The sequence below is a fragment of the Moraxella bovoculi genome, assembly GCF_000988745.2.
Taxonomy (GTDB): domain Bacteria; phylum Pseudomonadota; class Gammaproteobacteria; order Pseudomonadales; family Moraxellaceae; genus Moraxella; species Moraxella bovoculi.
This window is the reverse complement of record NZ_CP011381.2, coordinates 1,075,270-1,087,279: the sequence shown is the minus strand read 5'-3', so window position 1 is coordinate 1,087,279 and position 12,010 is coordinate 1,075,270. Positions and strand designations below refer to the sequence as shown.

The following is a 12,010-nucleotide window of genomic DNA, read 5'->3' as shown; positions in this document are numbered from 1 at the left end:
ATTATGACCATTCAGACTCCGTTAGAGCGTTATCGCGCGGCACTTGCAACAGGGAATTTTAGTGAAGATCAGGTACAGCTACAGGCGATGACTTATCTTGACAATCTGCACCACGAAATTGTGCGTGCAGATGAGAACAACAAGCAAGGATTTTTTGCCAGTCTGTTCAAATCAAAACCAACACCACCAAAAGGTCTCTACATGTGGGGCGGGGTTGGTCGTGGCAAAACGTGGATGATGGACATGTTCTATGAGAGCCTGCCCATCAAGCGTAAGATGCGCATGCATTTTCACCACTTTATGCAGCGTGTACAGTCCGAGCTGGTCAAGCTTCAAGGTCAATCTGATCCGCTTCAAAAAGTTGCCGACATCATCCACGAAGAGGCGATCGTTATTTGTTTTGATGAGTTTTTTGTATCGAATGTGTCTGATGCGATGATCTTGGGTGATCTATTTACCATGCTGTTCGGGCGTGGCATTACCCTAGTTGCGACATCGAACATTGAGCCGGCAGGCCTGTATAAGAACGGCATTCATCGTAATCGATTCTTGCCAGCCATCGAGCAGGTCGAAAAAAACACCGCCGTGATGAACATTGATATTGGTATTGATTACCGCTTACGTTTATTAAAACAAGCCAAGCTATACACTCATCCTCTGTCAGACGATACCAAAGGCTGGCTGTCAGAGCGGTTTGATACTTTGGCGGCAGGGCAGACGGTGACAGATGCGCCAATCACCATCGCAGGTCGTGAGATTGCCATCATCAAACGTACAGAGACCATGCTGCTTACTGATTTTCGCGCCCTATGTATGCAACCACGTTCAGCGGCAGATTTTATTGAGATTGCCAATGATTTTGATACAGTGATGGTCGATAACGTGCCTGCATTGAACGATACTTTGATGGATCCTGTGCGCCGCTTTATTTACTTGGTCGATGAGTTCTATGATCGCCGTGTGAAGCTGCTGGTGCGTGCCGAACAGTCGATATTGGAGCTGTATCAAGGTGAGAAGCTTGCCTTTGAGATTGAGCGTACGCGTTCTCGCCTGCTTGAGATCCAGTCTGAGGATTATCTTGCTGAAGAGCATCGAGTAGAAGGATGATGAGGATTGCCATGGATAACCAAAACAACACTGTATTAACCACCATATATCAGCGTCGCAGCATCGGTAAGCTTGTTCTACCCGTACCAAACGATGACGAGCTTGCTGCCGCATTTCAAGCTGCTTTTGCTGCGCCTGATCATAAGCAGCTAAAGCCTTGGAAATTTACCGTGCTTACTGGACAGGCTTTGATTGAGTTTGGCAGAGTGTTATTACAGGCAGAAGAAGTAAACGCGCCAGCTGATGCCCTTGATGACACCGCACGCCAAAAGCTACTAAACATGCCAATGCGCGCGCCAATGATTATCACGGTGGCGACTGACATCAAAGAACACGAAAAAGTCCCACCATTTGAGCAGTTATTGAGTGCAGGTGCCGCCATTCAGAACCTACTGCTTGCACTAGAATCATTGGGCTATCACACGGTGTGGCGTACAGGGCCACTTTGTAATGAACCAGTAGTAAAAGCGCATTTTGATGTGGCGGATAAAGACACGATTTGTGGGTTTGTTTATGTTGGCTCAAGCGATGTACAGATGCCTGTGCGTGAGAGCATTGACATCAATGACTTTGTGAGCTTTTGCGATTAATTCACGTTTATCATATTAATGGATCATAACAACCATCAAAGGGCTTGCCATGAAATTACCCAAAGCGGTTAACAATTCAAAAGTAAAAAAAATTGTCGATGCTGCAAGCAGTAGTATTGATGAAGCGGTGCATGCCATCAAAGATTCCGGCATAGAGAACGCGCCCATCATCTCGAACATCGCTGAATTTGCAGGCTTAAAAAAGAAAAAAATGAACCCTTCTAAGCTTGGCATTGATGAATCAAACACTCAAGATGGCGCGCCGCTAAGATTGGTGTTCTTGGGCGGTGGCAGCTTTGGTACGGCCATGTCAAACATGGCAGCGCGTAATGGCTGTGATGCAACCCTTTGGGTGCGCGATAAAGCCACTGTCAAAGCGATGAAAAAAACTCGCATTAATAAAAAATACCTGCCTAATCATAAGCTCGATGAGAATCTTAAATTCAGCCATGACCTAAAATCAGCGGTCGAGGGCAAAGACATCATCTTTGTGGCTGTGCCAAGCTCGGCGTTTAGAGAGATGCTACATCAGATCAAGCCATACATCACGCATCAGGCAGTCATCTCACTGACTAAAGGCATGGAGAAATACACCTTCGCCATGATGAGTGACATTATCACTGATGTACTGCCACAGGTGGATTTTGGTGTGGTGAGCGGACCCAACCTTGCACTTGAGATCATGGATAACATGCCATCTGCCACCGTGATCGCCAGTGATTCTGAAGCGCTTCGTATGGCAGTGCAAGAAGCGTTACACAGTGCATTTTTTAGAGTATTTGCCTCTGATGATGTCAAAGGGGTGGAGCTTGGTGGCGCCTTAAAGAACATCTATGCCATCGCCATGGGCATGGCAGCCGCTTATGATGTAGGGGATAACACTAAGGCGATGCTACTGACGCGCGCCTTGGCGGAGATGAGTCGGTTTGGTGCGGCGGTAGGTGCCAATCCTTTGACCTTCTTGGGTTTATCAGGTGTCGGGGATTTGTACGCCACTTGTAATTCCGTGCTTAGTCGCAACTATCGCATTGGCAACATGCTTGGCAAGGGCATCAGCCTTGATAACGCCATCAAAAAACTAGGACAGACAGCCGAAGGGGTAAATACCATCCTTCAAGTCAATGAGCGCGCCAAAGATCTGGGCATCTACATGCCCATCACTCATGCGCTGCATGCTGTGCTATATGAAGATAAAGCACCGCTTGGTATCGCTTTAAATCTCATGGAGGCTGGATTTAGAAGTGATGTTGAATTCGTCATGCCGCACGATGAGAGTAACGCGCGCCTTAGTGAAGAATTCGATGAAGTGCTAAAGGCAAGTAAAGACGCCAAGTCCGCTAAGGTTGATAATGACAATGATGGAGAGCCAACATGAAGCTAATCTTTGTAAGGCATGGTCAAGCAGGGCCATATTGTGCTGATGATGCTGGTCGCGATTTGACAGATTTTGGCAAGCAGCAAGCTCATGAGACGGCAGATTTTTTGGTAAATTACAGCAAAGAATCGCCCGTTAATGCGATCATTGCCAGTCCATATAACCGCGCTAATCAGACCGCAGCGATTATCCTTGAGTCATTGGTGGATGCAGAACAGAATCCTGCCTTTATCACCATCAGCAGCATCACGCCGGATGATGATCCAAACATCGGACTTGATGATATTGACTGCGCCATCCGTCATAAGTTTGGCATGGAGACCGATGAGCTTACGGTAATCATCGTTTGTCATATGCCGATCGTTGCACGCATGGCAGCGATTTTAGATGGTTTATCGCCTAGTGGCTTTGAGCTGGCTGAATGCCGTGTGTTTGGCACCGAAGTTATAGCCCCCGAACTTGCTAAGCAGATTGCCCAATTCATCCCAACACAGCCTTGATCAGCGCAACGTAAAAATATACTTGCAAATTATGATTTTTTAAGTATAATATGGGCTTGGCTTCATCGGTAACTTCGCAACTTTGTACTATGAACCCCGCCAGGACCGGAAGGTAGCAACGGTAGTAGATACAAAGTGTGCCGAAGATGTGCTGATGAAGTCATTTTTTTGCCTAAATTTCATATAAGTATATGATTTTATTAATTATTTTAATGAATGCTATCATTTTTGATGTAATTATCGTAAAATAATATTCCCTCAATAAACATTAGCCATAGGTGCATCATGACCACAGTCGATCCAAAACTCACCCAAAAACAAGCTGCTGCCAAAGCCGCCTTAAGCTACATCGAAGATGGCATGATTTTAGGTGTTGGCACGGGCAGCACGGTGAATTGCTTGATTGAGTTATTGGCAGATGTTCGACTAAAAGGCGCAGTATCATCATCTAAAGTCACCGAAGATAAGCTTCGCGCTTTAGGCATTGAGATTTTTGATCTAAACACTGTGGGTGAGCTTGATCTGTACATCGATGGTGCAGATGAGATTGATGCGCAGGGCAACATGATCAAAGGCGGTGGCGGTGCGCTTACACGCGAAAAAATTGTCGCAGCAGCTTCCAAATCTTTTGTGTGCATGGTTGATGATTCCAAGGTCGTGCAAAAGCTTGGCAAATTCCCAGTTGCAGTAGAAGTCTTGCCACAGGCGCGATCATACGTTGCCAGAGAGCTGGTCAAGTTAGGCGGTGATCCGGTCTATCGTGAAGGATTTGTTAGCGATTATGGTAATGTGATTTTGGACACTTATGATTTGGACATCAGTAACCCTGACGAATTTGAAAAGACGCTAAATAATATCGTTGGCGTGGTCTGTAATGGCATCTTTGCAGCGCAGTCAGCGAACATCATGCTAAAGGCAGGCGATGAAGGCGTGGATACCGTACGGTTTTAATATCAGTCAAGACATGCATCAAAAACCCGTCATTGGCGGGTTTTATAATATGTGATATTTTATTAATAACCACATCACCCAATGTTTAAAAAGCAAATGAAAGACAGTGCATTTGATAAGTTAAAGCAGCTGTTAAGAAATAGCACCCATCTGATCATATCAATCATGACAGCAGCATTGGTCTATGTGCTGATCTCCGATGTAAGATTTTTGCGTCGCTTCATTCCATCTATTCAGTGGGAGACGATTTATCTTTTGACTTGGGATGCGTTTTTATTGACTTATCTACTGCTGACCTTTGGGATGTTTGCGATCATCGATCTTGAAAAAATCAAAAAAGCGAGCACACGCAGAATATTAGAAAAAATCCATCATGTTGGTGCTTATCTGCTTAACTTCGGTGTTGAGTCTAATAGCCATCGTGCACGAGATGAGAATATCCGCGTAGATGACAGGGTGGCTTTCGATGTTTCATTTGGCGGTGACGTTTGGCACACTGGCGATGGCTTGGCTATTCATTCATACGTTATTTGCGCTTTATTATGCGCATGGCTATTATGATGCGAATAATAACGAGCATTATCCGCTAGATTTTCCGTATGAGAATATCCCTGATTATTGGGATCTTATGTATTTTTCATTGGGAATCGGTGCCAGCGGGCAGGCGTCTGATATTTGTTTTACCAGCCGTAAGCTACGCCGCATTGGGATGTTTCATGGTGTATTGTCACTCTTTTTTAATACCGCTGTGTTGGCGTTGGTGATGGAGCTGACAGGCAGTATCATTTCTAATTAACGCTAACGACTCAGATCCCTGTTCGAGCGTGGAATGTAATACACAAAGAAGCTAATAAATATCGCCAAAAGTCCAATCAACGTAAGATATACGGCAGGGGCGAACGAAAAATAAAAACTGGCATAACCCAGCGCAAATGGCAAAACACCACCCACCACGGAATACACCAGATTATAAGACAGGCCAATGCCAGTTAGGCGGATCTTGGTTGGGAACAATCTGGTCAGCACCGAAGGAAGAGCGCCAATCAGACCGCTGGCAAAGCCAAGTAAGGCGAAGCATGCCAATATTAACTCACCACCAGCACGCAGATGATAAAAGAAGAGCAGTGCTTGGCTGATAAGAAACATACCGCCAAATACAAGTACGCGCCCAGCGTTTATTCTATCCACCAAGAACCCAAAGAACACCGCGCCGAACATCATAAAGATCAATCCGATGACACTGCCAAAATAAATGTCATCCATAGAAATACGAAAATTACTGACAATAAGTGGGGTAAGTAGCATCGGGATGAAGATAGATAAGCTAGCGATGATCCATGAGACCAAAATCGCAGCACCAAACCCAAAGCTGTTATATTTGAATAAGGATTTGATGGTCTCAAGCTTAGTGGGCTTGTGAAGGGCTGTAGAGCTGGCTTGATTATTCGTGATGGGTTCATTCTCAAGGCTGATGCCATCGATGCACGAATCAAGCTCTTTGTTAGGCGTTGATAGTGACTTGAATATGGGCGTCTCATCAAACTGTCGCACTAATAAGGCCGCTGATAGGCTAATAATACCGCCAATCAGGAACAAAATGCGCCAACCATAGCTCATCATCTGATCGGAGCTTAAGGTGTTTTCCACAAAATTCACCAATCCCATCAGTGCTAATAAGAACAGCATACAGGTTGCGCAAATGATGCCGCACCCAAGCCCTAGGTTCTTGCTAGGTAGGTGTTCTGTGGTAAAAACCCATGATGCAGGAACAATACTACCAATCGCAAACCCTTGAAAGAATCTGGCGGTAATAAGCGCAAGCGATGCAAATATCCCAAGATACGAATAAGTGGGTAGCAGCGCAATGGTAAATGTAGAGATGGTCGCACCCAATAGTCCTGCAATTAGTACGATGCGCCTGCCTTGGGTGTCCCCCAATCTGCCAAGCATGAACCCACCAATGGGTCTGGCAAGGTAACCTGCACCGAACAGTGTGAAAAGATGCAATTGACTCACCCAGAGTTCAGAAATCTTATCAAAAAACACTTTGGATAATAAATCGGACAAGTAAATAAATAAGGCAAAATCAAAAAAAGCAATGCCTGCGCATAAGCTTGCAACGCCGATGATGTGATAATGTTTTAAGGTGAGAAGTTCAGTTGTATGAGTGTGCATAATTAAGACCATCTTTGGGATGCGCCCAGCGAACAGTTGGGCGAACATCTATACAAATTGTATCTTAATTTTCACAAAAATAATACCAAAATTTCAATTAATTACACCAAATGATGCCACTGGACTCAAAATAGTATTGCCAATCTTTTATAACAACCAATCAATCGGCATCGTTCCCATGATGGCAACACCAGCCCGATCTTTTAGGTTCATGTTCGGTTCACTCTTATGGATGACGTATTCCCCATCCTCTAACGTGTGCCATTCTAAGGTGTTTTGTTTGGTCAAGACGACCTTGTAGGCTTGATTGAGTAGGCGTTGATTGCGCAGGGCATTGTGCAACTGCTCTGCCAGACGCTCATCGTAGATCATCACGCCAAGCTCGGTATTAAAGTTGGCAGAACGTGGATCGATGTTATAAGAGCCAATAAAAACTTGCTCATGATCCACAGCGAACGCTTTGGCGTGAAGGCTTGTGGTGGTGATTTGTTTGGTGCGCCAAAATTTATTGTCGTCCTGTTTGTCATTGACAGCGGTGGATTTAAGTTCGTACAGGTCAACACCAGCGCTTAGCAGGTCATGACGCCAATGCCCATAGCCTGCGTGCACAGCGCCGACGTCGGTTGCGTCGAATGAATTGGTTAATATGCTGATTTTTACGCCGCTTTTGGCAAGGCGTTTTAATGTACGAACACCATTTCTAGTCGGTACAAAGTAGGATGAGATGATGCTGAGCCGCTGATTAGGTCGGCCCAATCTTTCTTGTAATAAACCCACCAAATGCGTATCCAGATCAGCGGTCTTGGTAAGTTTACTAGCATCATCTGCCAAGAATTCAATCTTCGCCCAGCGAAATGGCACACGCTTATTCAACAGATCTTCGCTGATCGTAGATGTCTCCACAGCACGGCGATACGTTCTTAGGGCATGAGCTTGCTGACCCATGGCGGTATAATTATTCTGTAAGATGGCGGCATCTATCACATCCGTGATGGTCTTGCCTGATGGTTTGACGATGGTTTCGATGTCATAGCTTGATGATGCCGCCCAATACTCCTCAAAGCTTGTGGTTATTTCATCCACCACAGGTCCGATCAGTAGAACATCCATGTCAGTAAAGTTATTATTTTTGGCGTTATTTAGGTATTCGTCGCCAATGTTACGCCCGCCAATGATACTAAGCTGATTATCAAAGGTCATGCTCTTATTGTGCATGCGGCGATTGATGCGAGTAGGGCTGATTAGGTAATTCACCGTGCGAAACTTGCGATACACCATAGGGTTGGCAAGGCGCACCGCAACGTTGGGGTGCTTAGCAAAGGCAAGCAACAGCTCATCAAGCTTAGGCGAGCTGTTAAAGTCATCGAGCAAAAGGCGCACCATCACGCCACGCTCTGCAGCTTCCCATAGGTCTTTAACCATCATCTGTCCAGCTTCATCATTGTGCCAGATGTAATATTGGATATCGATGGTCTTGGTTGCCATGTCTGATAGGATGCTGCGCGATGCAAAGGCATTAGCACCAGTGGCGATGGGATAATATCCTGATAGATGGGGGTTATCTTGGCGTTGTTCATCAATGACATCACCAAGCCGCAAATCTGACTCAGATACTGCGACAGGCACTCTTTGGGTCTGAATCTGTTGTGCATGGGCGAGTTGTGATTTTTGAGTGATGGCAAGGCTTTTATCAAGGTGTGCCACGTTCGGCAAAGATTGGCACGCACTAAGCAATGCTGCAAACAGCCCAATCGCAATCAAACGAGTATAAGACGCATGAAGCGCGTTAATCATGACAGATCTCACCATCACCAAAAGACAAAAAATCGCCCTATAATAGCAAATATTTGATAAATATAAAGCCCTTGATTATAGTAAAATTGTGAATGTATAAATATAATGGCGAGAATCCCAAGCAATAAAAAACACCCTAAATTAGGCGTTTTTCATTGCTATCATGACTTACAAAACTTCATAAAGCAGGGCGGTTAGCTTCTCGATAAGAGCATTTGTGTCGTCCACGCTGATGTTTAGCGCCGGCAATAGGCGAATGACATTACCGCCGGTGACATTGATGATCAGTTGATGGCGATCACGGGCGACATCCACCAGACGACCGCAATCCACACCATCTGGCATGACAATGCCAATCATCATACCAAGCCCACGCGTGGTAACGCCTTTATCGCCATATTTAGCAATGACGGCATCCTTGATGGCTTGACCTTGATTTGCGGCGTTACCCAGAACTTCTTCAGTTAATGCTTCATACACAGCACAAACGATGCGAGAGCCCAGTGGCGTGCCACCATAGGTTGAGCCATGCGAGCCAGCCGCAAACAATCCCTTAGCACGACCTGACACCATGCACGCCCCTACAGGAAAACCATTACCCAGACCTTTGGCGGTGGTAAGCACATCGGGCTTGACGCTGCTGTGCTGATAGGCAAAGTGTTTGCCTGTGCGACCATTTCCTGTCTGCACTTCATCAAGCATGAATAGCCAATCATTCTCATCGCAGATTTTTGACAGCGCTTGTAAATAACCCTCAGGCGGTGTATGCAATCCGCCTTCGCCTTGAATTGGCTCAACAAAGACAGCACAAATGTCCTGATCACCGCTTAATGCGCGCACAGCATCGCTATCACCAAATGGCACACGAATAAAGTCATCATTCAATGTATAAAAACCCTCTCGAGCCTTCGGATTAGCGGTAGCGGTAACAGTTAGAAGGGTGCGACCATGAAAGGCATGCTCCATCACGATTACTTTCGGGCGTTGTTTGCCTTTGTTGTGCGCATAGAGTCTGGCAAGCTTTAACGCACATTCATTGGCCTCGGCACCCGAATTACCAAAAAATACCTCATCCATACCTGCTTTTTGGCATAGGATTTCGCCTGCTTTTTCCTGCCAAGGAATGCCAAATAAATTACTGGTGTGAATCAGTGTATCCGCCTGTTCTTTAATCGCTTGGCTAATGGCGGGATGGCAATGACCAAGTCCACATACCGCAATACCTGTCAATGCATCCAAATACGCCACGCCCTGATCATCGAACAAATAAGAGTTCTCGCCACGCACGAAATTAACAGACTGGCGAGCGTATGTCGGCATTAAGTAACTCATGATAATTCCTATTTACATTTACTAACAATTTTAATCAATGGTTGAGCTTTGTGGATCGTTGAATTCATCGCTAAATGGCGTATCGCTACTTGCGATTTTATAATTCTCAGATGCCCATTCGCCCAAGTCTATAAGCTGGCAACGCTTGGAGCAAAAAGGCTTAGTAGGATTGTCTTGCCATTTTGTTGGGGTTTTGCAAGTTGGGCAAGGGTGCATTTGTGTGTGATTCATGATCGGTCTTGATATTAAAATTTGAAAATTATTGTATCATAAAGCGGCAATTTATCACGGATATGTGGCTAAATTTTTAGAAATTTTAAAAATAACGCATGACATAACGAATCAGACAAGCTATAATCATCCGCGGACATGGATGGCACTGTATTTACGGTTTAAATAGTGTTTAGAGATATTTCAAAAAATGAACAAATTTCAATGGCAATTTGTTTGATTATGACGTCATCCAAGGTTTGGTTATTTTTAGAAATTCATCATACAGCTGCTTATCGATGCTCGTTTTAAAAAGATAATCGGCATCCAAAAAGTGTTTTTCCAGCATCAAGGTGATGGGAAGGACAGGGTTTTTGGGTGTTTCAAATCATCACAATGGTAAGGAGTATGTATTGTGACTGATAAAATTGATGATTCAGTAGCTGGTAACGGCGTTCTTAGTGATTTGGGCGGCAAAAGCTACATCGAACTTCACAAACCTAGTTCAGAATTTGCCACACGTGACGAATATTTGCAGCATGAGCTACAGATCATGCAACCAAAACGTTGGCGTGTAAATTTACCTTTGCGTGATTATCGCTTTGAGCTAGAAGACGCCATCCCAGCAATGGCGGCCACCATCGGTAAAATCGTGATGGTTGGTGCGATGGCTGCAGCTTTCGCGGCACCTTTGGGTCTATCTGAGGCCTTCGTTCTTGAAAACGTACGTTACGAAATGCTGATCGCAGCATTCTTTGTGCTTATCCTATCAGGCTTTCTCTTGCCGACTGCAAACCTACCCGGTACGCACGGTCCTTTGATTCCTTTGATTCCTATCGTTGTCGCCGCTGGTGGTCACCCGCTTGCTTTTGGTCTATTGATGGGTGCGTTTGGGATAATTCTCGCCTTATTTAAAGGCGGCAGTCTCATGGCACGCCTGACAAGTAACGGCGTGGCAGGGGGCTTATTGCTTTATTTGGGTTTTGTCGGCACAATTGGACAAGTCAAGAACATGATTGCTTGGGCGGACAAGATTGGACTACCGCACATTGCCTTTATCATCATCATTGCAACCATTGTGATGTATGCCTTACTTGAGCATTTCCAAAAACGTTGGCTTGCCGTACCGATTGGCTGTGCACTGGCAGGCGCTTTGGCATTCTTCTTAGGTGCGCCATTTGAATTTAAAACTGATCCTGGTTTGCCGCCGCTAAGCCCAATGTATTGGTGGGGTGAAGATACTGGTTGGACACTGGGTCTACCTGATTTAAAAGCATTTATCGTTGCTTTCCCATTCGCGGTGCTGGCAGTTGCTATGTGGTCGCCTGACTTCTTGGGTCATCAAGTATTCCAAAAAATCAGCTATCCACCACGCTCTGAGCGTACTTACATGAACATCGATGACACCATGGTCGGCTGTTCTGCTCGTCAGATTACAGGCTCAGTACTGGGTGGTGCGAACTTCTGTTCGTCATGGGGTACTTATATTGTTCCTGCAGCCATCGCTAAGCGTCCTATTCCAGCGGGTGCGATCTTGACAGCAGTGTTCTGTATTGTAGCGGCGATTTGGGGCTATCCAATGGACTTGGCGGTATGGCAGCCTGTGCTTAGTACAGCACTTATCGTTGCGGTATTCGTGCCACTACTAGAAGCTGGCATGGAGATGACCCGTAAAGGTAAAACCACGCAATCAGCTGCGATTGTCGTATTCGCCTCAGCGCTGGTTAACCCTGTGTTTGGTTGGTCTTTGACCATGCTGCTAGACAACCTAGGTCTAATTGGTGACAAGCAGCGTAGCCGCGATCTGGGCTTCTCTGGACGCGTGATGATTCCTTTGATTGGGTTTATCATTCTGTGTGTGGCGATGGGTGCTGTGGGTATGTTCCCTGGTATCGATGCGTTCTTACCACAATTTAGAGTTTAATTAACTCTTAACAAAAGCCGTTCATCATTGAGCGGCTTTTTCATTGCATGGA

At 45.5% G+C, this 12,010-nt stretch carries 12 protein-coding genes and 1 other RNA gene; 9 read left to right on the top strand and 4 right to left on the bottom strand.

Translation table 11 applies throughout. The features are described from left to right. Positions 1 to 3: 3 nt before the first annotated feature. From zapE to AAX10_RS04835, 8 genes are all read left to right on the top strand, one after another. Positions 4 to 1,107, top strand: coding sequence for a cell division protein ZapE (gene zapE / locus AAX10_RS04870; protein ID WP_046700006.1), 1,104 nt, complete (start codon positions 4 to 6; stop codon positions 1,105 to 1,107). A gap of 11 nt (positions 1,108 to 1,118) precedes the next feature. Beyond that, positions 1,119 to 1,697 carry a nitroreductase family protein gene (locus AAX10_RS04865; RefSeq protein ID WP_226997740.1) on the top strand — a complete coding sequence of 193 codons (579 nt, stop codon included), beginning with the start codon at positions 1,119 to 1,121 and terminating at the stop codon, positions 1,695 to 1,697. Positions 1,698 to 1,746: 49 nt separating this feature from the next. Continuing rightward, positions 1,747 to 3,072, top strand: coding sequence for an NAD(P)H-dependent glycerol-3-phosphate dehydrogenase (locus AAX10_RS04860; RefSeq protein WP_036362749.1), 1,326 nt, complete (start codon positions 1,747 to 1,749; stop codon positions 3,070 to 3,072). Further along, on the top strand, positions 3,069 to 3,572 hold the full coding sequence (locus AAX10_RS04855) for a phosphoglycerate mutase family protein (RefSeq protein ID WP_036362745.1): 504 nt from the start codon (positions 3,069 to 3,071) through the stop codon (positions 3,570 to 3,572). Before AAX10_RS04860 ends, AAX10_RS04855 begins: the two co-directional genes overlap by 4 nt. Positions 3,573 to 3,635: 63 nt before the next feature. Continuing rightward, an RNA gene (ffs, locus tag AAX10_RS04850) (signal recognition particle sRNA small type) lies at positions 3,636 to 3,732 on the top strand. Between the two features lie 125 nt (positions 3,733 to 3,857). Next, complete coding sequence (gene rpiA / locus AAX10_RS04845; RefSeq protein WP_036362742.1) at positions 3,858 to 4,523, top strand: ribose-5-phosphate isomerase RpiA; 666 nt, start codon at positions 3,858 to 3,860, stop codon at positions 4,521 to 4,523. 96 nt (positions 4,524 to 4,619) lie between these two features. After that, positions 4,620 to 5,084, top strand: a complete 465-nt coding sequence (locus AAX10_RS04840) for a hypothetical protein (protein ID WP_149038855.1) — start codon at positions 4,620 to 4,622, stop codon at positions 5,082 to 5,084. Continuing rightward, positions 5,026 to 5,319: a DUF1345 domain-containing protein gene (locus tag AAX10_RS04835; RefSeq protein WP_046700003.1), complete on the top strand. Its 294-nt coding sequence runs from the start codon at positions 5,026 to 5,028 to the stop codon at positions 5,317 to 5,319. Before AAX10_RS04840 ends, AAX10_RS04835 begins: the two co-directional genes overlap by 59 nt. A gap of 2 nt (positions 5,320 to 5,321) precedes the next feature. Here AAX10_RS04835 and AAX10_RS04830 read toward each other — a convergent pair whose 3' ends face one another. From AAX10_RS04830 to AAX10_RS04815, 4 genes are all read right to left on the bottom strand, one after another. Continuing rightward, a complete protein-coding gene (locus AAX10_RS04830) occupies positions 5,322 to 6,698 on the bottom strand; it encodes an MFS transporter (protein ID WP_158580318.1) in 1,377 nt (458 codons plus the stop codon). Between the two features lie 147 nt (positions 6,699 to 6,845). Then, the gene (locus tag AAX10_RS04825) at positions 6,846 to 8,492 is read right to left on the bottom strand and encodes a phospholipase D family protein (RefSeq protein WP_046700001.1); all 1,647 of its coding nucleotides are present in this window, start codon (positions 8,490 to 8,492) and stop codon (positions 6,846 to 6,848) included. 168 nt (positions 8,493 to 8,660) lie between these two features. Then, positions 8,661 to 9,824, bottom strand: coding sequence for an aspartate aminotransferase family protein (locus AAX10_RS04820; protein ID WP_046700000.1), 1,164 nt, complete (start codon positions 9,822 to 9,824; stop codon positions 8,661 to 8,663). A gap of 30 nt (positions 9,825 to 9,854) precedes the next feature. Beyond that, positions 9,855 to 10,055, bottom strand: a complete 201-nt coding sequence (locus AAX10_RS04815; protein WP_036362720.1) for a DNA gyrase inhibitor YacG — start codon at positions 10,053 to 10,055, stop codon at positions 9,855 to 9,857. Between the two features lie 406 nt (positions 10,056 to 10,461). On the opposite strand from AAX10_RS04815, the gene AAX10_RS04810 reads away from it, so the two are divergent. Further along, positions 10,462 to 11,958 carry a DUF3360 family protein gene (locus AAX10_RS04810; RefSeq protein ID WP_046700617.1) on the top strand — a complete coding sequence of 499 codons (1,497 nt, stop codon included), beginning with the start codon at positions 10,462 to 10,464 and terminating at the stop codon, positions 11,956 to 11,958. The last annotated feature ends 52 nt before the right edge of the window (positions 11,959 to 12,010 follow it).